23 protein-coding genes are annotated in these 22,680 nt (G+C 33.3%); 19 read left to right on the top strand and 4 right to left on the bottom strand.

The features are described from left to right. Positions 1 to 2: 2 nt before the first annotated feature. The 3 genes from metF (at position 3) to Q0770_RS12875 (ending at position 3,033) form a co-directional block, all read left to right on the top strand. Positions 3 to 959 carry a methylenetetrahydrofolate reductase [NAD(P)H] gene (metF, locus tag Q0770_RS12885; RefSeq protein WP_299117651.1) on the top strand — a complete coding sequence of 319 codons (957 nt, stop codon included), beginning with the start codon at positions 3 to 5 and terminating at the stop codon, positions 957 to 959. Positions 960 to 1,195: 236 nt separating this feature from the next. After that, a complete protein-coding gene (locus Q0770_RS12880; RefSeq protein WP_299117649.1) occupies positions 1,196 to 2,287 on the top strand; it encodes an acyloxyacyl hydrolase in 1,092 nt (363 codons plus the stop codon). Further along, positions 2,284 to 3,033 (top strand): head GIN domain-containing protein, encoded by a 750-nt coding sequence (locus tag Q0770_RS12875; RefSeq protein WP_299117647.1) that lies wholly within the window; start codon positions 2,284 to 2,286, stop codon positions 3,031 to 3,033. Before Q0770_RS12880 ends, Q0770_RS12875 begins: the two co-directional genes overlap by 4 nt. Here the strand turns inward: Q0770_RS12875 and gldA are convergent. Then, entirely contained in the window at positions 3,026 to 3,919 is an 894-nt protein-coding gene (gene gldA, locus Q0770_RS12870; RefSeq protein WP_299117645.1) for a gliding motility-associated ABC transporter ATP-binding subunit GldA, read from the bottom strand. The genes Q0770_RS12875 and gldA overlap by 8 nt on opposite strands. Positions 3,920 to 4,186: 267 nt before the next feature. On the opposite strand from gldA, the gene Q0770_RS12865 reads away from it, so the two are divergent. Genes Q0770_RS12865 through Q0770_RS12850 form a run of 4 tightly spaced genes read left to right on the top strand, consistent with a single transcriptional unit; the run spans position 4,187 to position 8,117 of the window. Beyond that, the gene (locus Q0770_RS12865) at positions 4,187 to 5,020 is read left to right on the top strand and encodes a prephenate dehydratase (protein ID WP_299117643.1); all 834 of its coding nucleotides are present in this window, start codon (positions 4,187 to 4,189) and stop codon (positions 5,018 to 5,020) included. Next, positions 5,017 to 6,162 carry a pyridoxal phosphate-dependent aminotransferase gene (locus Q0770_RS12860; protein ID WP_299117642.1) on the top strand — a complete coding sequence of 382 codons (1,146 nt, stop codon included), beginning with the start codon at positions 5,017 to 5,019 and terminating at the stop codon, positions 6,160 to 6,162. The genes Q0770_RS12865 and Q0770_RS12860 overlap by 4 nt, the downstream gene beginning before the upstream one ends. Before the next feature lies 1 nt (position 6,163). Next, complete coding sequence (locus Q0770_RS12855; RefSeq protein ID WP_299117640.1) at positions 6,164 to 7,015, top strand: prephenate dehydrogenase; 852 nt, start codon at positions 6,164 to 6,166, stop codon at positions 7,013 to 7,015. Between the two features lie 19 nt (positions 7,016 to 7,034). Beyond that, positions 7,035 to 8,117 (top strand): bifunctional 3-deoxy-7-phosphoheptulonate synthase/chorismate mutase type II, encoded by a 1,083-nt coding sequence (locus tag Q0770_RS12850; RefSeq protein ID WP_299117639.1) that lies wholly within the window; start codon positions 7,035 to 7,037, stop codon positions 8,115 to 8,117. Positions 8,118 to 8,165: 48 nt separating this feature from the next. Here the strand turns inward: Q0770_RS12850 and Q0770_RS12845 are convergent, their stop codons facing one another. Next, positions 8,166 to 8,660 (bottom strand): hypothetical protein, encoded by a 495-nt coding sequence (locus tag Q0770_RS12845; protein WP_299117637.1) that lies wholly within the window; start codon positions 8,658 to 8,660, stop codon positions 8,166 to 8,168. An 81-nt stretch (positions 8,661 to 8,741) separates the two neighbouring features. On the opposite strand from Q0770_RS12845, the gene rsgA reads away from it, so the two are divergent. The 12 genes from rsgA (at position 8,742) to Q0770_RS12785 (ending at position 21,707) form a co-directional block, all read left to right on the top strand. After that, positions 8,742 to 9,692 carry a ribosome small subunit-dependent GTPase A gene (gene rsgA, locus Q0770_RS12840; protein ID WP_299117635.1) on the top strand — a complete coding sequence of 317 codons (951 nt, stop codon included), beginning with the start codon at positions 8,742 to 8,744 and terminating at the stop codon, positions 9,690 to 9,692. A 3-nt stretch (positions 9,693 to 9,695) separates the two neighbouring features. Beyond that, positions 9,696 to 10,148, top strand: coding sequence for a D-aminoacyl-tRNA deacylase (dtd, locus tag Q0770_RS12835; RefSeq protein ID WP_299117634.1), 453 nt, complete (start codon positions 9,696 to 9,698; stop codon positions 10,146 to 10,148). Between the two features lie 70 nt (positions 10,149 to 10,218). Continuing rightward, the gene (locus Q0770_RS12830; protein ID WP_299117632.1) at positions 10,219 to 12,123 is read left to right on the top strand and encodes a DUF3857 domain-containing transglutaminase family protein; all 1,905 of its coding nucleotides are present in this window, start codon (positions 10,219 to 10,221) and stop codon (positions 12,121 to 12,123) included. Positions 12,124 to 12,150: 27 nt separating this feature from the next. Then, positions 12,151 to 14,163, top strand: a complete 2,013-nt coding sequence (locus Q0770_RS12825; protein WP_299117630.1) for a transglutaminase domain-containing protein — start codon at positions 12,151 to 12,153, stop codon at positions 14,161 to 14,163. A 3-nt stretch (positions 14,164 to 14,166) separates the two neighbouring features. Beyond that, complete coding sequence (locus Q0770_RS12820; RefSeq protein WP_299117629.1) at positions 14,167 to 14,493, top strand: nucleotide pyrophosphohydrolase; 327 nt, start codon at positions 14,167 to 14,169, stop codon at positions 14,491 to 14,493. A gap of 33 nt (positions 14,494 to 14,526) precedes the next feature. Then, the gene (locus Q0770_RS12815) at positions 14,527 to 15,753 is read left to right on the top strand and encodes a 3-phosphoshikimate 1-carboxyvinyltransferase (protein WP_299117628.1); all 1,227 of its coding nucleotides are present in this window, start codon (positions 14,527 to 14,529) and stop codon (positions 15,751 to 15,753) included. A 70-nt stretch (positions 15,754 to 15,823) separates the two neighbouring features. Beyond that, on the top strand, positions 15,824 to 16,873 hold the full coding sequence (queA, locus tag Q0770_RS12810; RefSeq protein ID WP_299117627.1) for a tRNA preQ1(34) S-adenosylmethionine ribosyltransferase-isomerase QueA: 1,050 nt from the start codon (positions 15,824 to 15,826) through the stop codon (positions 16,871 to 16,873). A 102-nt stretch (positions 16,874 to 16,975) separates the two neighbouring features. Further along, positions 16,976 to 18,016 (top strand): 23S rRNA (adenine(2503)-C(2))-methyltransferase RlmN, encoded by a 1,041-nt coding sequence (gene rlmN / locus Q0770_RS12805; protein ID WP_299117626.1) that lies wholly within the window; start codon positions 16,976 to 16,978, stop codon positions 18,014 to 18,016. 42 nt (positions 18,017 to 18,058) lie between these two features. Further along, a complete protein-coding gene (locus tag Q0770_RS12800; RefSeq protein ID WP_299117624.1) occupies positions 18,059 to 19,036 on the top strand; it encodes a polyprenyl synthetase family protein in 978 nt (325 codons plus the stop codon). 134 nt (positions 19,037 to 19,170) lie between these two features. Then, on the top strand, positions 19,171 to 19,734 hold the full coding sequence (locus tag Q0770_RS12795) for an RNA polymerase sigma factor (RefSeq protein WP_299117622.1): 564 nt from the start codon (positions 19,171 to 19,173) through the stop codon (positions 19,732 to 19,734). Next, complete coding sequence (locus Q0770_RS12790) at positions 19,721 to 20,533, top strand: hypothetical protein (protein ID WP_299117621.1); 813 nt, start codon at positions 19,721 to 19,723, stop codon at positions 20,531 to 20,533. The genes Q0770_RS12795 and Q0770_RS12790 overlap by 14 nt, the downstream gene beginning before the upstream one ends. Before the next feature lie 58 nt (positions 20,534 to 20,591). Next, positions 20,592 to 21,707 (top strand): hypothetical protein, encoded by a 1,116-nt coding sequence (locus tag Q0770_RS12785; RefSeq protein WP_299117619.1) that lies wholly within the window; start codon positions 20,592 to 20,594, stop codon positions 21,705 to 21,707. Between the two features lie 55 nt (positions 21,708 to 21,762). Here Q0770_RS12785 and Q0770_RS12780 read toward each other — a convergent pair whose 3' ends face one another. Then, a complete protein-coding gene (locus Q0770_RS12780; RefSeq protein WP_299117617.1) occupies positions 21,763 to 22,119 on the bottom strand; it encodes a VOC family protein in 357 nt (118 codons plus the stop codon). A 10-nt stretch (positions 22,120 to 22,129) separates the two neighbouring features. Continuing rightward, on the bottom strand, positions 22,130 to 22,678 hold the full coding sequence (locus Q0770_RS12775) for a VOC family protein (RefSeq protein ID WP_299117615.1): 549 nt from the start codon (positions 22,676 to 22,678) through the stop codon (positions 22,130 to 22,132). Positions 22,679 to 22,680 lie beyond the last annotated feature (2 nt).

Genomic DNA, 22,680 nt, shown 5'->3' with positions numbered 1-22,680 from the left:
TTATGAAAGTAACTCAACATATAAAAAATGCAAACGGAAATACACAGTTTTCTTTTGAGATATTACCACCATTAAAAGGTCAAGATATTCAGTCTATTTTTAACAATATAGATCCGTTAATGGAATTTAATCCTCCATTTATAGATGTCACCTATCATCGAGAAGAGTATACCTTTAAAGATGTAGGAAACGGTTTGCTCAAAAAGCAAATTGTAAAAAAGCGCCCTGGCACAGTTGGTATTTGTGCAGCTATACAAAATAAGTATAGTGTAGATGCAATACCACATATACTATGTGGCGGTTTTACGAAAGAAGACACTGAGAATTTTTTAATAGACCTTGATTTTTTAGGGATAGATAATGTTGTGGCACTTAGAGGAGATGCGGTAAAAAATGAAACTTACTTTAAACCCGAAAAAGATGGCCATTCATATGCAAGCGAGTTGGTGAATCAAATTTCAGATTTAAATAATGGCATTTATTTAGATGATGAATTGGAAAATTGTAGTAAAACTAATTTTTGTATTGGTGTTGGTGCCTATCCAGAAAAACATGCTGAAGCGCCTAGTTTAGATAGTGATATTCATTTTTTAAAAAAGAAGATTAAAAAAGGTGCTGAGTATATTGTAACGCAAATGTTTTTTGACAATCAGAAGTATTTCGATTTTGTAGAAAAATGCAGAAATGCGGGTATCGAAGTGCCAATAATTCCTGGTTTAAAGCCCATAGCCACCAAGAAGCAATTAAATTTAATCCCACATAGATTTCATGTAGACTTACCTCAAGATTTAATTCTTGAAATTATAAAATGTAAAGATAATAGTCAGGTGAGGCAAGTAGGAGTCGAATGGTGTATTGCACAATCAAAGGAATTGCAAAAGGCTGGCATACCTGTTTTACATTATTATTCTATGGGAAAAAGTAGTAATGTAAAAAAAGTAGCAGAAGCTGTTTTTTAATCTTAACGTATGTTTCTGATTAACTTAACATTTAAGAAAACTTATATCTACACTTTTGTAAAAAAAGATAAGCAATGAAAACGATTAAGAAATATAAATCTGAGTTTAGATTTGGCATTCAAATTTTACTGTTAACGATTATCTCTTTGATGGCAGCCTACTTTTTGTTTTAATGTTCAAGGTTATTTAATATAGCGAATCATTTTTGCTTACATTTGCGACTTTAAAATGTGAAAATGCAAAAAAGATTAGTAAGCTTATTTTGTTTGTTGTCGGTGCTTTTATCCGCTCAAAATAAAACTTCAGATTCTTTTTTTGATGTTAACTATTTCAAAGGTTACATTACACTCCATAACAACGATATATTAGGGTTAATTTCTGGGCATCCTGAAGGCGTAATTTTAAGTTGGAATAAGAAAACATTTGGTAAAGAGGCTTGGGAGCAGCGTTATAACTATCCAGATTATGGGGCTTCTTTTATTTATCAAAATTTAAAGAGTAAAGATTTAGGTAATAATTTTGGCTTATACGCTCATTATAATTTCTATTTTTTTAATAGAAATCTTATGCTGCGAATAGGTCAAGGTATTGCCCATACATCAAACCCTTATGACCGCACCGATAATCCAAAAAATATTGCTTTTGGGTCCACATTGCTTAGCAGTACGTACTTAATGCTCAATTATAAGAAAGAGCGAATTTTTAACCGTTTTGGACTTCAAACAGGACTATCATTTGTACATTATTCTAACGCTAATGTTAAGGCACCAAATACAAGTATTAATACTGTAGCTCTTAATGTCGGTGTGACCTATAATCTAGATGAAGATGACACAGAGTATATCAGTGATTTATCTGATGAGAAATTTACAGAGCCTATAAAATATAATTTCGCATTTAGAACAGGTATTAATCAAAGCGATATTGTTGGCAGTGCGCAATACCCGTTTTATATATTATCTGCTTATGCAGATAAGCGACTAACGCACACAAATGCAGTTCAATTTGGTGTGGATGTATTCTTCTCTAATTTTTTAAAAGAATTGATTAGGTTTGAAAGTACTGCCCAATTAAATAATGGTGTTACTGGTGATGAAGATTATAAGCGTGTTGGTGTATTCGTTGGACACGAATTATTTGTAAATAATTTTTCGATTGAGTCTCAAGTAGGATATTATGTTTATTATCCATTTGATTTTGAAAGTCGTGTGTATTTTAGAGCTGGATTAAAACGCTATTTTGGAGAAAAATGGTTTGGTGCCTTGACACTAAAATCACATGGTGCAAGAGCAGAAGCAGTAGAACTAGGAATTGGTATTAGATTATGAAAAAAAGACTGATATACTTAATATGTGCATTTCTGATTTTAAGCTGTGATAGCGACAGTGCCTTAGATTGTTTTCAAACTGCAGGGAGTATTGTGCAACAAGAGTTTTTGGTTACGGGGTTTGATAAAATCCTTGTAAATCGTGATATAGAATTAATCATAAATCAAGGCGCTTCGCAAAGTGTGGTAGTTGAGACAGGCGAAAATTTACTCAATGATGTTACGGTAGAAGTCATAGCAAATCAATTAGTGTTGACGGATAGTAATAATTGTAATTATGTCCGTGATTTTGGAATAACTAAAATTTACGTAACTACTCCAAATCTAATAGAAATAAGATGTTCTACTCAATTTGAAATAAGATCTGATGGTGTTTTAAATTTTGATAATCTTGATTTAATATCAGAAAATTTTAATTTCCCAGATAGTTTTCCTATCGGTGATTTTAGATTGCAATTAGATATAGAGAATCTAAAAATTGTATCTAATAATCTTTCATTTTTCTACCTTTCAGGTGAGGCAGAGAATATGTCTATAAGTTTTCCTGCAGGTAATGGACGAGTTGAGGCAGAAAATCTTGTAGCGCAAAATATTTCAGTTTTTCATCGCGGCTCTAATGATATGGTGGTAAATCCACAACAGTCTATTACGGGTTCAATTCTGTCAACAGGTAATGTAATTTCGGTTAATCAACCACCAATAATTGATGTAGAAGAAGTCTTTAATGGGAGATTAATTTTCAACTAGTCAACTCTCTAAATAGACTCTCCAAGCTTGCGTTTTTTTGATTAAGCTGTAGTATTTTTAGCTCATTGTCATGAGCAAAATCAAAAACATAAGAACGCATATCGTCAGTTGAAGAAAACGTTATTTCATAAATAAACCCATGTGTGTTTTTCACTGATTTTACTTTAGGCAATTTCAATAAAAAAGCTTCTTCAACTCTATAATCAAACTCTACAATAACATTTTGTTCTTGTCCTTGTCTTAAATCATTAAGGTATTTGTCTGCAACAATTTCACCTTTATTGATTATAATTACTCGGTCACACATAGCTTCAACTTCTTGCATAATATGTGTGGATAAAAACACTGTTTTTTCTTTGCCAATAGTTGTAATCAGATTTCTGATGTCTACTAATTGGTTAGGGTCCAATCCCGTTGTAGGCTCATCTAAAATTAAGACTTTAGGATTGTGCAATAATGCATTAGCCAAGCCCACCCGCTGACGATAACCTTTTGAGAGTTGCCCAATTTTTTTATGAGCTTCAGGTGTTAATCCAGTAAGTTCTATAACCTCTTCAATTCGTTGTTTATTTACATTATAAACATCTGCATTAAATTTTAAATACTCTCTAACAAAGAGTTCTGTATAAAGCGGATTGTGTTCAGGCAAATAACCTACAGAACTTTGCACCTCTTTTTTATCTTTATCAATATTATGTCCATTGACTTTAGCTTCACCTTCAGTAGGATTGATGTAAGTTGTCAATATCTTCATCATGGTAGACTTTCCAGCACCATTAGGTCCTAAAAAACCAACAATTTCAGCAGGTTTAACAGAAAAAGAAATGTTGTTAAGTGCTTTTTGAGTTCCGTAAGTTTTAGTAATAGCTTTTACTTCTATTGACATGTAAAAAAGGTTTTTTCAAAAATAAGTATTAAAACAGAAAACGTATGTTGTAAAAAAGTATTTCAACAATTTTTATTTTTCAATTTATTGGTTACATTAGCCAACGATATAATTAACAATGCAAATAAATACAACATATTATAACTGGTTTTACTTCTTTTTTAGCAAAAGATACGAGGCTTAGTATGTAGTATTTAAAACATATAAAATAAAAGTCTCGATGAAAATCGAGATTTTTTTTTTGCATACAAATTATCTCTTTGGGAAATGAATAAAATAAACAACATAGCTATTCAAGGTATAAAAGGGTCTTTTCACCACAGTGTGGCAGAACAATATTTTGATGATGTGGATTCTTTTAAAGAGTGTATGACTTTTGATGCACTTGTAGATAGTTTATTAGAAGACAAAACTGATGTTGCTGTCATGGCAATCGAAAATTCAATAGCAGGTTCAATCATTCCAAATTATGCACTAATTGATACAAACGATTTGCAAATTATAGGAGAGTATTATTTAGATATTCAACATAACTTAATGGCATTTGCGGGTCAAAGTATTGAAGAGATTACTGAAGTACATTCGCATCCTATGGCGTTATTACAATGTAAGGAGTTTTTTAAGTCGTACCCAAATATCAAGTTAGTAGAAACAAGAGATACTGCAGATGTTGCCAAAACGATTTCAGAAGATAAAATATCTGGAATTGCTGCAATTGCTAGTGAAACGGCTTCTAGATTATATAATTTAGAAATTTTAGAAAGAAGTATTCAGACCATAAAACATAACGAAACTCGTTTTGTGATTGTTAGAAAAAATAAAAGCGAAATAGTTAAAGCAGAAATCAATAAAGCATCTTTAAAGTTTGAGTTAAACCATAAGCGAGGAAGCCTAGCCGCAATACTTAATGTACTAAGCGATTGTAAACTCAACCTTACTAAAATTCAGTCTTTACCAAAAATTAATACCCCATGGAAATACGCTTTTTTTATAGATGTTACTTTTGATGTATATTCAGATTATAATAAAGCAAAATCTATAGTAAATATTATGGCAGAAAATTTCAAGATTTTAGGCGAATATAAAAACGGAAAATCATGATAGAAGTAGCAAACCGACTTAAACAGGTAGAAGAGTACTACTTCTCAGTAAAACTTAAAGAAGTAGCTTTTTTAAAGTCACAAGGTAAGCCCATAATTAATTTAGGAATTGGTAGTCCAGATTTAGATCCACCTTTAAAAGCTGTTATGGCTTTAGAAGAAAGCTTAAATCATGCGGGCGCTCATAAATATCAGAGTTATCAGGGTATTCCAGAGTTTAGAGATGCAGTTGCAGATTTCTATAAAACACATTACAACGTACATTTAAGTGCTATGACAGAAATACTGCCACTAATGGGAAGTAAAGAAGGTATTATGCACATTTCTATGGCCTTTTTAAATAAAGGTGATGCGGTTTTAATTCCAAATCCAGGTTATCCAACCTACGCTAGTGTTACCAAATTATTAGAAGCAGAACCTATTTTTTACGATTTAAAAGAGGATAGTAATTGGTTGCCAGATTTTATAGCTCTTGAACGCATGGACCTGAGCAAGGTAAAAATCATGTGGATTAACTATCCAAATATGCCAACAGGAACTAATGCACCACATAAGTTTTATGATGATATAATTGCTTTTGGTAAACGCCATAATATCCTTATTGTTAATGACAATCCTTACAGTTTTATACTCAATAATAAACCCAAAAGCATACTGCAATATAGGCAAGCTAAAGATGTCTGTTTAGAGCTTAATTCTATTAGCAAAACCTTTAATATGGCTGGCTGGCGTGCAGGAATGGTCGTTGGTAATTATGATTATGTCAATGCGGTTTTAAAAGTAAAAAGCAACATGGATTCTGGGATGTTTTATGGCATCCAAAAAGGCGCTGTAGAAGCATTGACTAGTTCACAGATGTGGTTCGAAAGTTTAAATAGTATATACCGAAAGCGTCGTCAGCTGGTATGGGAATTAGCGGAGGCATTAAACTGCACATATAATGAGGATACAGCAGGATTATTTGTTTGGGCAAAGTTACCACCACACCTTAAGAGTGAAGAGTTTACGGATTTAGTACTCAAAGAACATAGTATTTTCATTGCACCGGGAACTGTTTTTGGTAGCAACGGTGAGGGTTATGTACGATTCTCTATATGTGAAGAAGAAGGAGTAATTAAAGAAGCTATAGCAAGAGTAAAGTAAAATGAAGAATGTTACTATAATTGGTGTTGGATTAATTGGAGGAAGTTTTGCTTTAGATATAAAGGCTAAATACCCAGATACCACAATTTATGGTATAGATAATAATGAAGCCCATCTAGAGGAAGCTATTGCTCTTGAGGTGATTGATAAATCTATGTCTTTAAACGAGATATCTAATTCCGATTTGGTTATTGTGGCTATTCCTGTTGATGTAACTTTAGACCTTTTGCCAAAAATCTTAGATAACATTTCAGAAAATACAATTGTTTTTGATGTGGGTTCAACAAAAGAAGATATTTGTCTTAAGGTTAAAAATCATCCTAACCGACGAAATTATCTTGCTGCGCATCCTATTGCAGGAACGGAATTTTCGGGACCAAGTGCAGCTATCAAAGGGCTTTTTCAAAATAAGACAAATATCATTTGTGAGGTTGAAGAAACAGCTTTTAAGCTTCAAGAGAAAGCTTTAGCAATTTTTTCAGACTTAGGCATGCGTATTAGATATATGAATCCTAAGGCACATGACAAACATATTGCTTATGTATCGCACTTATCACATATTAGCTCATTTATGTTAGGCAAAACTGTGATTGAAAAAGAAAAAAACGAACGTGATATTTTTGATATGGCTGGTAGTGGTTTTGAGAGCACAGTCCGGTTGGCAAAAAGTTCGCCAGCAATGTGGACACCAATATTTAAACAAAATAAAACTAATGTTATTGAAACATTAGATGAATACATAAATAACTTAAAGCATTTCAAAGGCCTTATGGAAAAGGATGATTTTCAATCGGTCTATCGAGAAATGGAATCAACAAATTATATAAAACAAATTCTTAACGGAATTAAATAGAGAATAAGAAAAAGAAAATATGGAAAATAAAAAGGAACTAAGAAATTGGTTGGATGCCTTTGGGTTAGAACATCCATTAGTTATTGCTGGGCCGTGTAGTGCTGAAACTGAGGAGCAAGTGTTAAAAATAGCACACCAATTAAAAGATAGTGATGCGACTGTTTTTAGGGCAGGTATATGGAAACCTCGAACACGACCAGGAAATTTTGAAGGTGTTGGAGCACTTGGACTTAAATGGATGCAACGCGCAAAAGAAGAAACAGGCTTGTTGACAACAACTGAAGTTGCAAATGCTAACCATGTAGATTTGGCTTTAAAACATGATATAGATATCCTTTGGATTGGTGCTCGTACGACTGTAAGCCCATTTATTGTTCAAGATATTGCAGATGCTTTAAAAGGGACAGATAAAACGGTACTGATTAAAAATCCAGTAAACCCAGATTTGGCGTTATGGTTAGGTGCAGTAGAACGTTTTTACACGGCTGATGTAAAGAATTTGGGTGTCATTCATAGAGGATTTTCTACGTATGAAAAAACGAGATATCGTAATAACCCAGAATGGCAGATTGCAGTCGATTTGCAGAACCGTTTTCCAGATTTACCACTAATCTTAGACCCATCACATATTGCTGGGCGACGTGATATCATTTTCGAATTAAGTCAGACAGCATTAGATTTAAATTACGATGGCTTAATGATAGAAACGCATCACAATCCAGATAAAGCTTGGAGTGATGCTGCACAACAGATTACGCCAGAAACTTTAGTAAAGTATACTGAAGATTTACGCATTCGTAAAGAGATTGGCGAGGCAGCGGAGTTTAGAAATAATATTAACACGTTAAGAACACAAATCGATGTGGTAGATCATCAGTTAATTGAAATGCTTGGTAAGCGTATGAATATTGCTGACGCTATTGGCCAACTTAAAAAAGACCATAACGTAGCTGTATTACAATCTAAACGTTGGAATGAGATTTTAGGAAAAATGATTCTTCAAGGTGAGGAGAAAAATCTAAGTGAAGAATTTATACTTCGCGTATTTAAAGCCATTCATCAAGAATCTATCAACCATCAAGAAAAGATTATCAATAATTAAAAAAGGCTCGCAATTTGCGAGCCTTTTTTGTAGATATATAAAGTAAAATTAAAGACTTCTCTTAAATGTATAGCGAGTAATAAAAATACCCTTATTATCTCCTTTTCCACCGACACTCTCAACACCAGTGTTTATAAAAGCTATTTCCCAACCTTCAGATATCATACTGTTAATTTTAGAAGTCATAATTGCATCATTTGCAGCAATATTTTGAAAGCGAATTCCACCTAAGTTATAAAAGTTTAATAGCTTGGTTTCTTCATAATCCTTTATACGTATGTCACCTCTTTTAGATTTGTTTTTTTCGTCTTTATCCTTGTCTCCAGATCTAGTAGTGGTATATTCTTTATAATCTTTGGTTTCGTTAGCTGAAATCATTCTAGATCGCCCCAAACCATTTGGAACAATAGATTCTACAACTGTAACGACTTTGTACTCTACTTGAGCTACTGCTTTTTCTTCATTAGAATTCTCGTTACTAATAAAAGAAAATGAAACGAGCCCTACTGCGATAGCTGCAATAAATAAATAATTTTTTTTCATGTTTGTTGGTTTTTGTTTTATGGGATTAAAGTAAACTCTTTTTTAGTTAAAAGTTGTTACTTTGTTATTATTAATTACTCAATGACAGGAACAGTATACAAATCAACAGGAAGCTGGTACACCGTAAAAACACCTAACGGGAAGTTTTATGAGTGCCGTATTAAGGGTAAATTCCGAATACAAGGTATAAAAAGCACCAACCCAATTGCTGTTGGAGATATTGTTGAGTTTGATGTAGAAACTAAGAATAATACAGAAACGGGTGTTATTAAGCGCATCGAAGAGCGAAAAAATTATATTGTTAGAAAATCTGTAAACCTTTCAAAACAAACGCACATAATAGCTTCTAATGTAGATCAAGTGTTTTTGTTGGTTACCATAAATAATCCACCAACATTTACCAGTTTTATAGATCGCTTTTTAGTCACTGCGGAAGCTTATAGCATAAAAACTGTCTTACTATTTAATAAGATTGATGCTTATGATGAAGAGACTATTTTAGAAGTGAAATATTTAGCAAGCATATATAGAAAGATTGGATACGAGTGTATAGGAATATCTGCTGCTACAGGAAAGAATGTAGATAAAGTAAAGACACTGATGGAAGGTAAAGTGAGTATGTTTGCCGGACATTCAGGAGTTGGTAAGTCTACTTTGGTTAATGCTATTGAACCCTCTTTAGATTTAAGGACAAAAGAGATATCGAACCAGCATATGCAAGGACAACATACAACTACTTTTGCAGAGATGTTTGATTTAAGTTTCGATGCCAAAATTATTGACACACCAGGTATCAAAGGCTTTGGCGTTGTGGATATGGAAAAAGAAGAAATAGGAGATTATTTTCCGGAGTTTTTTGCACTTAAGCAAGATTGTAAATTTAATAATTGTCTACACCTTAAAGAGCCAAAATGTGCAGTTAAAGCTGCTTTAGAAAATGATGAAATTTCATATTCACGTTATAGGAGTTATCTTCAAATTTTAGAAGGAGAGGACGAACATTATAGAACAGATAATTGGGAAGAGAATTAAATTATGAAAGTAGTTGTTCAACGTGTTTCAGAAGCTTCAGTAACAATAAATAAAAAAATAGTGGCATCCATTAGTAATGGTATGTTGGTGCTTCTGGGTATTGTTGAAGAAGATACGCAAGAAGATATTGATTGGTTATGTCGCAAACTTATTGGGCTTCGTGTTTTTCCTGATGAAAATAAGGTGATGAATAAATCTATTCAAGACACTAAAGGAGATGTAATAGTAGTGAGTCAATTTACACTCCACGCAAGTACAAGAAAAGGCAATCGCCCTAGTTATATTAAGGCTGCAAAACCTGATGTGGCAATTCCGTTATATGAAAATTTCATAGCAACATTACAAAACAGTCTTGGTCAATCTGTCCAATCTGGAGAGTTTGGTGCGGATATGAAGGTTAAACTGCTTAATGACGGACCAGTTACCATTATAATAGATAGTAAAGATAAAGTGTAAGAATAAATTTACATTGACCTATTGATTTATTACTTTTCAATTGGTATATTGTTCTCCAATTATGTTTTAAATGAAGTATATAAAAGCACTCTTAGTCTGTGTCTTTTCTCTTTTGTTTGCAGTTTCCTCCTCCCAGTCAGACATAGATTATAAAGCTAGTACAATACCAATAAGTCTAAAAATTAAAGCCAATGCAGTTGTGAGGTTTGATAAGCAAATTGTTGAAATCAATGATTTTGACGATATGTATATTACTACAAAACGTATTGTAACTGTGTTCAATGAATATGGTAATCGCCATCAAAATGCCTTTGAAGGCTATGATGGTAACACTAAGATTAAGAAAATGGAAGCTCGGATTTATAACGAATCTGGCGAAGAGATTAAAAAATTTAAGCTTAGAGATTTTTCGGACCAAAGCGCAGTTAGTGGTGGTACTTTATATTCAGACAGTCGTGTAAAATATTTGAGCTATACGCCTGTCAAGTACCCTTATACCATTGAATATGTCTCAGAAGTGCAAATGAAGAGTACAGCTTTTGTTCCGCAATGGCGTCCTATTGATGATTATTATGTATCTGTTGAAAATTCGGAATACAAAATCATCAATAATTCCGATGTAAAAATCAGAACAAAATCAGAGAATTTTGACACTTACAATATAGAAGCCTTATCTGATATTCATGTAAAAGCTGAAAATCTAAGCGGTATTAAGTACGAAGCATACAATCCTGGGATTTCTAATATTGTGCCTAGCTTAAAATCTGCATTAAGCACTTTTAATATGGAAGGCGTTAAAGGTGAAAACAATAATTGGGAAGACTTTGGAAAATGGATGTATAACAAATTAATTACTGGAACAGATGCAATACCACAATCTGCTATTGATGAGGTGAAAGCTTTGACAGCAAATACAACCGATAATCTAGAAAAAGCAAAGCAAGTATACCAATACATGCAAGACAAAACTAGATATATAAGTGTGCAAGTAGGTATTGGCGGGTGGAAACCTATGGATGCAATGGATGTAGATAAATTAGGATATTCTGACTGTAAAGGTTTAACTAATTATACAAAAGCACTTTTAGAAGCGGTTGGAGTACCTTCATATTACACTGTGGTTTGGGGAGATAACGATATAAAGAGTATAGATAGTGAGTTTTCGGTAACTGAAGGGAATCACGTTATTTTATGTGTGCCACATAATGAAGAAAATATCTTCTTGGAATGTACAAGTCAAACCAATCCTTTTGGTTTTACTGCAGGTTTTACTGATGATAGAGATGTACTTTTAGTAACACCTGAAGGCGGAAAAATAACGCATACCAAAGTTTATAACGCTGAGGATAGTCAGCAAATAACAACTGCAAATATTAACATAACCGCAACTGGCGATATATCTGCTCAAGTAGAAGTAAAAACTACTGGATATCAATATAGTTTGCACGAACATGTTGTTAATCAATCTTTGAGAGACCAAAAATTAAACTATAAAGAGTATTGGGACAATATTAATAACTTAGAAGTATTGTCAATTGACATTAATAATGATAAGAATGGAGTGGTTCTTAAAGAAACGATAGCTTTAAAAGCGTCTAATTATGCGTCAAAAAGTGGTAATCGATTAATCTTAATGCCCAATATGTTTAATAGAATGACAAATATTCCGCCGAGATACGAAAAGCGAAACTTAGATTTTAAACTCCAACGTGCTTACAAAGATGTAGATGAATTTATCATTGATTTACCAGAAGGAATAGTTGTTGAAGCTATGGGAGAAGGTGAAAAAGTAGAATCTAAATTTGGTTTTTACGAATACAAAATAGAGCAGATTGATAGCAGTAAATTAAAATATTCAAGAACTCACATAATGAATAAAGGCAATTATAGTAAAGAAGATTACAGTGCTTTTAGAGATTTTAAAAAGCAGATTGTAAAACTCGATAAAACTAAAATTGTACTTAAAGTTAATTAAATTCCAATCCATATAATCTTTCAAAAAATGAAAAAACTTTTAACACTTATCGCTTTAGTTGCATTTGTATTTAATGCAAAAGCTCAAGACTTTAAATTTGGCAAAGTTTCAAAAGAGGAATTACAAGAAAAAGTACATACTATAGATTCTTCTGCTAATGCTGCTGTTTTATTCAAAAGCGAAATTATTTCGTTCACATTCTCACAGTCTAATGGTTTTACTCAAAAGCGAGAAGTACATGAACGTATAAAAATATATAATAAAGAAGGTTACGATTGGGCGACAAAAAAAATCTATTTATATAAGGGAAGTTCTGGAGCTTCAAAAGAAAATGTCACAAATATAAAAGGATATACTTATAATCTTGAAGGAGGTAAGGTTAATAAAGATAAGCTTAGAAAAGATGGTATTTTTGAAGAAGAATATAATGACTTTACAGAAATTAATACGTTAACTATGCCTAATGTACAAGATGGATGTGTTATAGAATATATTTACACTATCGCATCTCCATTTTATCAAATAGATGATGTTCAATTACAAAAAAGTATTCCTATTAATACACTTAAGATAAGAGTTGCGACACCACAGTTTTTTAAATACAACAGATTAAGCAACCCAAATGCATTTTATTTTCCTAAATCAAAATTGAGTAGAGAAAAAAAGTCATATACAACGACAAGTTCTAATGGCTCAGATGTGAGATGGACTCGAGCAGCAATAACTAAAACAAAAGATGATTATTTTGAAGATATAATCACTCTGTCTGATGTAAATGTACCGGCAATAAAAGAAGAAGCATTTGCTGGAAATATGGATAATTATACCTCAAAGATGAGCTTTGAATTAGTAGCTTTTCTTAATGAATTTGGAGCTCCAGAAAAATCATTCTCTTCTTCATGGGAAAAAGTATCCAAGACTATTTATAAGCGCCCTAGTTTTGGTGACCAAATAAAGAGAACTAATTTTTTTGAAGATGACATTGCATCTATTAACGCAGGTATAGATGATCCATTCCATAAAGCAGCATTATTATCTAATTATGTCAAGACTAAAGTTAAATGGAATGGCTATTATGGTGTTTCGGCATACAAAGGCACTAAAGATGCCTATAAAGAAGGAGAAGGCAACGTAGCGGATATAAATTTGTTGCTTATTGCAATGCTTAAGTCGCAAGGTGTTGATGCAAACCCTGTATTGGTGAGTACCAAGAATAATGGTATTCCACTTTATCCTACAAGAAAAGGGTTTAATTATGTCATCTGTATGGTAGAGAACCAAGGACAATATGTTTTAATTGACGCTACTGAGAGATACGGTTTATTAAATGTGCTTCCGGAGCGGGCTCTTAATTGGCAAGGACGATTAATTAAAGATGATGGCTCTTCTAGTTGGGTGTCTTTAATGCCAAGTAAACAATCTCAAGAATCTACCTCTCTAAATGTCAAATTAGAAGAAGATTTAAGTATTACAGGCAAAGTAAGACAAATGATTACCTCTAACTTAGCACTTCGATACAAAAAAGAATATATTGGTTTAAGTAAAGATGACCAATTAAAGTTATTGGAAAAAAATAAAGGCGCTATAGAGATTTCTGAAACGCAAATGGATGTAAAGGATAATGGAGCTTTCTCAATTTCATACAATTACAATCTTAATGATGCTGTTGATGATATTGGTGGTAAACTATATTTTAGCCCATTATTGTTTATGGCAGAAAAAGAGAATCCTTTTAAGTTAGATGAACGAAAATATCCTATAGATTTTAAAATGCCACTTAAGGACAAGTATAAAGTTAATATTATGTTACCTCAGGGCTACAAAGTAGAAGCTTTGCCTAAAAGTGAAGTTATGGAATTTAAAGAAGGTGCCGTAAAGTATACGTTTGTAGCTAAGCAAAATGGTAACTTTATACAATTAAGTACGGAGTTTGATTTAAAATCCCCAATTATAGATTCTTCAGATTACTCTGTATTTAAAGAGTTTTATGGTAAGGTTGTTGAGAAGCAAGCAGAGCAAATAGTGCTTTCAAAACTATAGATTATGAATATTAAAGACGCTCAAAAAGCAGTAGATAGTTGGATAAAAGAACATGGTGTTAGGTACTTTAACGAGCTAACAAACATGGCGCAACTTACAGAGGAAGTTGGAGAGGTAGCACGTATCATAGCAAGACGCTATGGAGAGCAGAGCGAAAAAGAGAGTGATAAAGACAAAGATCTTGGCGAAGAGTTAGCTGATGTGGTTTTTGTTGTTTTATGCTTGGCAAACCAAACTGGTATCGATTTGCAATCAGCTTTTGATAAAAAGATGGATAAAAAGGCCAAACGCGATCACGATAGGCATCACAATAACGAGAAATTAAAGTAAATTTGTTCCCGCTTCGGCGGGAGTTTATTTTATATGACATTACATTTACAAAAAACGTATACAAAAGCATTATCAAAGATTGCAATAACGGGCTCAAAGAGTGAGGCCAATAGATTGCTGATTCTTCAAGCACTTTACCCTAATATTAAGATTGAGAATTTGTCCAATTCTGATGATTCTAGTTTAATGAAAAAAGCCTTAGCGTCAGATGAACAGTTAGTAGACATACATCATGCAGGTACTGCCATGCGTTTTTTAACAGCTTATTTTTCAATTAAAGAAGGACGAGAGACAACTTTAACTGGCTCGGCAAGAATGAAAGAGCGCCCGATAGGCATTTTGGTTGATGCACTAATTGCTTTAGGAGCTGATATTTCTTATTTAGAAAACGATGGTTTTCCACCATTAAAAATTAGAGGAATGAAGTTGACTAAACATAAAGTGAGACTTAAAGCTAATGTAAGTAGTCAATATATTTCGGCATTGTTATTAATTGCCTCAAGTCTAGAAAATGGGCTAGAGCTAATTTTAGAGGGAAAGATTACATCCGTCCCATATATAAAAATGACACTGAGTTTATTAGACCAAATTGGTGTAAAAAATTCATTTGAAGGAAATGTTATCACTATAAAACCAAAGCAAGGTAAACTCAAGTCAGAAACCCTTGTTGTTGAATCAGATTGGTCTTCAGCATCATATTTTTATAGTATTGTTGCGTTAAGCGAAGTAGGTGCCAAAATAGAATTATCGTCTTATAAAAAAGACTCGCTTCAAGGTGATTCTATTTTAGGAGAAATATACAGGCAGTTTGGGGTAGAGACTTCTTATTCAGAAAATAATATCACGCTAAGTAAAACATCAATTGTCGATAAAAACTCCAAAATCAATCTTGATTTAAGTAATGCACCAGATATTGCGCAAACCATTTCTGTAACGGCCTTTGGTTTAGGGTTAAGTTGTCATTTGACAGGGCTTCATACACTTAAAATTAAAGAAACAGATAGATTAGTTGCGCTTCAAAATGAATTGTCCAAATTAGGGGCAAATATTTCGGTGACTAATGATTCTTTGGTTTTAGATGTTTCCGATACCATTAATTCTGAAATTGAAATAGAAACCTATAAGGACCACCGTATGGCTATGGCATTTGCGCCATTGGCTTTAAAGACTTCAATCTTAATCAAAGAGGCAAATGTAGTATCTAAATCTTATCCTGATTTTTGGAGAGATTTGACACATATTGGTTTTCAGATTAAATAATTGCCAGTTTACTTGACAACCCCTATCTCGAGATTGTATATTTGCGAATTCAAAAAAATAACAGTTATACATGAAATTATCACACTTTAGTTTTGACCTTCCAGAAGAATTACTAGCCGAGCATCCTGCTGAGCATAGAGATGAGTCGCGTTTAATGGTTTTAGACAGAGCAAACCAAACAATCGAGCATAAAATGTTTAAAGATGTTATCGATTATTTTGATGAAGGTGATGTGATGATTTTAAACAATACTAAAGTGTTTCCTGCAAGACTTTATGGTAATAAAGAAAAAACTGGCGCTCGTATTGAAGTATTCTTATTAAGAGAATTAAATCAAGATCAACGTCTTTGGGATGTATTGGTAGACCCAGCACGTAAGATTAGAATTGGAAACAAATTATATTTTGGTGACGATGAAACTTTAGTAGCCGAAGTCATTGATAACACAACATCTAGAGGCCGTACATTACGTTTTTTATATGACGGATCTTATAGTGATTTTAGAACAAAATTAACTGAGCTAGGAGAGACACCATTACCAAAGTACATCAAAAGAGAAGTGGAGCCAGAGGACGAAGAGCGTTATCAAACGATTTTTGCGAGTAGAGAAGGTGCAGTTGCTGCACCAACAGCTGGTTTACATTTTTCAAAGCATTTATTAAAGCGCTTAGAAATTAAAGGTGTAGAGCGTGCAGAAGTAACATTGCATGTTGGTTTAGGTACTTTTAACCCAGTTGAGGTTGAAGATTTGTCTAAGCATAAAATGGATAGCGAAGAGATTGAAATCAAACAAGCTGCAGCAGATATTATTAATAATGGTCAAGCAAAGAAGAAACGTATTTGTGCTGTGGGTACAACGTCAATGCGAACTATTGAGAGTTCTGTGTCTTCAAGCGGAACATTGAATCCTTATATGGGTTGGACCAATAAGTTTATTTTCCCGCCATACGATTTTAGTATTGCTAACTGTATGATTACAAACTTCCATACACCAAAATCAACTTTATTGATGATGGTTTCTGCATTTGCAGGTCATGATTTTATGAAAGAAGCTTATGCAGAAGCAGTAAAAGAAAAATATAAATTCTATTCTTATGGTGATGCAATGTTAATCATCTAGTAATAATTATATAAAATGTAAAGCCTCTTAAGCGTTTAGGGTAATGTTTAAGAGGCTTTTTTAATGAAAACGCTTATTTGCTTTTCACTACTTTTGCATCTAATGGAAATTAAGAAAAAAGACATACGCGCATTAACCAAAGATCAACTTCGTGAGTTTTTTGTTAATAACGGAGACAAAGCCTTTCGTGGTAATCAGGTGTATGAGTGGTTATGGCAAAAATCTGCGCATAGTTTTGAGGATATGACTAATATCTCTTTGAAAACGAGGCAGATGCTCGAGGATAACTTTGTAATTAATCATATTCGTGTAGACCAAATGCAACGAAGTGAAGACGGCACTATTAAAAATGCTGTAAGACTTCATGATGACTTGGTTGTAGAGTCTGTTCTTATACCTACAGCGACACGTACAACAGCTTGTGTGTCTTCTCAAGTTGGCTGTAGTTTAGACTGTAAATTTTGCGCTACAGCTCGCCTAAAGCGTATGCGTAACCTTAATCCTGATGAGATTTACGACCAAGTTGTAGCCATTGATAATGAAAGCCGTTTATATCACGACAGACCTTTAAGCAATATTGTCTTTATGGGAATGGGCGAACCCTTGATGAACTATAAAAACGTCATCAAGGCTATAGATAAAATTACATCTGATGAAGGTTTAGGCATGTCGCCAAGACGAATAGTGGTTTCTACATCCGGAGTGCCTAAGATGATTAAGAAAATGGCTGATGATGAGGTAAAATTTAAGTTGGCAGTATCCTTACATTCGGCAATTGATGAGGTTCGTACGTCTATTATGCCTTTTAATGCTACGTTTCCTTTAAATGACTTACGAGAAGCTTTACAATATTGGTATTCTAAAACAAAGAATAGAATAACCTATGAGTATGTGGTTTGGGATGGTATAAACGATCAACGAAAAGATGTAGATGCCCTGGTGCAATTCTGCAAATTTGCACCAAGTAAAGTCAACCTTATAGAATACAACCCAATTGACGACGGCATGTTCCAGCAAGCCAATTCAAAAGCTATAGATATGTATGTGTCAGTTTTAGAAGCTAATAATATTACGGTGACTGTTCGTCGAAGTCGCGGTAAAGATATAGATGCTGCTTGTGGGCAATTAGCAAATAAGACATAAATACTAGTCCAAAAATAGATTAGGTCGTATCTTTGTACTATAGTGAAAATTACCGAACAAATAAAACAACCCATTGCTTACGAAATGGAGCTTTTCGAACAAAAGTTTCAACTCGCTATGTCAAGTAAGGTAGCACTTCTCAATAGAATTACCCATTATATTGTAAACCGAAAAGGAAAACAAATGCGACCTATGTTTGTCTTTCTTGTGGCTAAGATGATGAATAATGGGCAAGTTAGTGAGCGTACCTATCGTGGGGCATCTGTAATTGAGTTGATTCATACTGCTACACTTGTTCATGATGACGTTGTAGATGATAGTAATCGACGTCGAGGATTTTTCTCTATAAATGCACTTTGGAAAAATAAAATAGCTGTTCTTATTGGTGATTATTTATTATCAAAAGGATTACTGTTATCAATTGATAATAACGATTTTGACTTACTCAAAATTATCTCTGTAGCTGTGAGAGAAATGAGTGAGGGCGAGTTGCTTCAGATTGAAAAAGCACGTCAACTAGATATTACTGAAGATGTATATTACGAAATCATCCGCCAGAAAACGGCAACGCTAGTTGCTGCTTGTTGTAGCCTTGGTGCAGCTTCAGTAAAACCAAATTCACCAGAGGTTGAAAACATGCGAAAGTTTGGTGAACTCATAGGTATGGCATTTCAGATTAAAGACGATTTATTTGATTATGGCGAAACCAAAATAGGAAAACCAACAGGCATTGATATTAAAGAGCAAAAAATGACTTTACCTTTAATATATGCACTGAATAATGCTTCAAAAAAGGAAAAGTCTTGGCTGATTAATTCTGTAAAGAATCATAATAAAGACAAGAAGCGCGTTAAAGAAGTCATTACTTTTGTAATTGAAAAAGGTGGATTGGATTATGCTGAGAAGAAAATGATAACCTTTCAAAAAGAAGCTTTGGACTTATTGGAGGGCTATCCAGAATCTGAATTTAAGGCTTCATTAATCTTAATGGTCAATTACGTTATAGAACGCAAAAAATAATTTTCGCCTAGAAAGTGTTGATTTCATTAGTGTTCCGCTAATTCAAATAAATAATTTTTATCTTCAGGCAACCAAAATAAAACTATTTGCGTCTTTATAAATAGAAGTGCAAACCATCACAAGCAGAAAGCAGAATGAAAGTCATTCAACTTCATAACAACGAAAAAAAACTCATAGCAAAAGCGGCGAAAAATAATCGCGAAGCGCAGCATGTATTGTATGAGTTACATGCGCCAAAAATGCTAAGTGTATGTCGTTATTATGTTAAAGATGTGCATCAAGCCGAAGAGGTAATGCTTAACGGTTTTTTTAAAGTTTTTAAGCATTTAAAAAGCTTTAAAAGTGAAGGTAGTTTTGAAGGTTGGATACGTCGCATTATGGTTAGAGAATCGATTTCGTTTTTACGAAGCAAAAAGCAGTTAGAGTTTCCTGTAGAAGAGGTCGATTTTAAACAAAATTCAGCAGATAGTATTAATTCTAATATCGAAGTTGCAGAAATTCAACGCTTGATAGATAGTTTGCCAGAGGGTTACAAAATGGTGTTTATTATGTACGCCATTGAGGGATATAAACATTATGAAATTGCTGAGATGCTCCAGATTTCTGAAGGCACATCAAAATCGCAATTATATAAAGCAAGACAATTGCTTCAGCAAAAAATAAAAGACTTAAATAAGACCAGTTATGGCACCAATTAAATTTGAAGAACAAATAAAAGACAAGCTAGAGCAGCGCACGGTTACACCGTCTGCCGAAGCATGGTCTAAGCTATCAGAGCAGTTAGATGCTGATGATAAGCGTAGTAAAAAAGCATCTTTTTGGTGGTTTGGTATTGCAGCAAGTATTGCAGCATTGGTTTTTGTATCCATATCATATTTTGGACAACAAGATGAAACTTCAATAGACAATACTATAGTTGAAGATAAAATTAAGAATGCAATACAGCCAAAAGCTGAAGAAAAAATCATTGATACTGATAAAACTGTAACCGAAGATATCGTTGCTACAGAAAAAGATAACACTATTAAAGGAGTAGAAACCCAAACTGAAGCACCAAAAACTGTTATTAAGGAAAAAGTGAATCAAGTTAAAACGATTAATAAGGTTATCCCTAAATCTGTAACAAACGATATGGCCAAAGTTGAAAAACAAGCGCCACAAAGAACAGATAATTTGGAGCTTATAAAGACACCTCAAGATTTGATGACACCAAAATTAAAAGTAGAATTAAATTCTGTAGCTAGTGTGATACAAGAGGTGAAATCAAAAAATAAAAGCACAGTTACAGATCAACAAATAGACTCACTTTTAAAGGTTGCAAATAGAGAATTACTTATGGACAAAGCAATAAAGAAAAGTTCTAATGTCGTTAATGCAGACGCGCTACTTCAAGACGTTGAAGAGGCAATGGGGCAATCTTTTAGAACTCGTATTTACGAAACCTTAAAAGACAATTACAAAAAGGTAAGAACTGCAGTTGCCGAGCGTAATAATTAGAGTATAATCAATCAAAAAAGGAACAAAAAACCTAAATCATTAATTAAAAAAACGAACAATGACAACAATTACAAAATATGTTGTAGCACTAGTCCTATGCTTATTTGTAAGCAATATTAGTGCTCAAGAAAAGAATAATGAAACCAAAAAGGATTCATTAAAGAATAGTCCAGCTGCTTATAAAAGCATGCAAATTGATAATTTAAAAGCTGAGAAAAAACGTATTGAAACTCAAGAACGTGATTTTCTAAAAGCTGATATTGAAGGTATAAACAGACAGCTTGATGAGGGAAAAATTACTGCAGGAGAAGCTGAAAGATTAAAAAAAGAAGCTGCAAAAAAGAGAGCCGCAAATATTGAAGATCGATTAGCGATTATCGATAAAAAAATAGCATTGGTAGAAAGAAATCCTTATGCGGAGAACCTAGACAGTGAAAACTCATCTTACATAGGTTTTGTCGCAGATAGAGAGGATGGAAGCAGAATAGGGTTTTCTATAAAATCAGGAAAAAGAAAACCACCTAAATACGATCTTCGTACCACAAACAGAATGGTTTTTGCACTTGGCTTTAATAACGCTATCGGTGATGGTCAAGGCTTAGATGATTCGCCTTATAAATTAGGAGGTTCTGGATTCGTAGAATTGGGTTGGGTATGGCAAACACGTCTATTTAAAAACTCAAATTTTGCAAGGTTAAATTACGGATTCTCATTTCAGTGGAATAAGTTAGACATCAAAAACAACAAATACTTTGTTGAAAATGGAGACCAGACCACACTTCAAGATTTTCCGTCAAACCTAAAGAGTGCTAAGTTTAGAGTTACTAATTTGGTATTGCCAGTACATTTTGAGTTTGGTCCATCTACAAAAAGGGAGTACAGTAATCGCGTACGATATTTTACAGATAATAAGTTTAGAATTGGACTAGGTGGATATGGAGGTGTTCGTTTGGGGTCAATGCAAAAATTAGTCTATGAAGATGCTGATGGTGACCGCGTAAAAGATAAGCAAAAGCGAAACTTTAATGCCTCTAATTTTGTTTACGGTCTTAGTGGTTATATTGGATGGGGTGACTTAGCCATCTATGCTAAGTACGATTTAAGTCCATTATTTAAAGACCAAGCGTTTGAACAGAATAATATTTCATTAGGACTTCGTTGGGACTTAGACTAAATCAATCAATATTTTGAGTTTAAAAAGCCTTAGTCTAGATTATGGATTAAGGCTTTTAAACACTTTGGACAAAAGTTAATAGATTGCTATCGGGATCAAGTACTGAAAACTCTTTTTGTCCCCATGGTTTTATTTGTAGCGGACCATTTGGATGAATTTTAGTTGTATTATTTAATAACGATTGGTAAAACTCATCAATGTTATCTAGCCTAATATAAACTTGGCCATAGTTTTCTTTAGGGTCAAGTGATTTAAATTCAAAAAAGTGAATTTCAATCTGGTCTTTCCTAATCATTAAGTAGCCTTCATAATCTTCACTACCTAGTTCTTTAAATCCTAGTTGATTTGTATAAAATGCTTTAGTAGCATTTTTATTACGCATTGGTAATTTTGGGTTTATATCTGTTAACATAACATCTTTGTTATTTTAAATTTAATTGCCATGAAACACCAAATTGATCAATTACCCACCCAAACTTTTGGCTAAAGCCATAATTGTTCAATGGCATAGTCACATTGCCGTTTTCAGATAATTTTGAAAATAAGTGTTCAAGTTCGTTTTCGCTTTTACATTCAATGTAATTGGAAACAGCAGGTGAAAAATCCCAATCGTGAATAGGCGGACTATCACTACACATAAATAAATTTCCATCTAGATTAAAAGTCGCGTGCATTATCTTACCTTCTTCAACAGGAGCATCTTTTCCCCATCTTTGTACGTTAATAATCTCTGAATTATTAAACAATTTCACGTAAAAATTCATTGCGTTTTCTGCATTATTATCTTGAAATGTCAAAAATGTTGCAATTTGTGATTCTGTAATACTTGGTGTATCAGCTTTCATTTTTTTTAAGCTATCAAGTTCAGTTCGTAATTCATTTAATTCTTTGTCAGATGTGTTGTCACGTTTAACCTCATTACAACTTGATATATAGATTGCTATGATTAGTAAGGGTACGATTTTTTTCATTT

This window comes from uncultured Winogradskyella sp., from assembly GCF_947501905.1.
Taxonomy (GTDB): domain Bacteria; phylum Bacteroidota; class Bacteroidia; order Flavobacteriales; family Flavobacteriaceae; genus Winogradskyella.
Note: the sequence above shows the minus strand (reverse complement) of the source record. Positions and strands in the feature narration are given on the sequence as shown.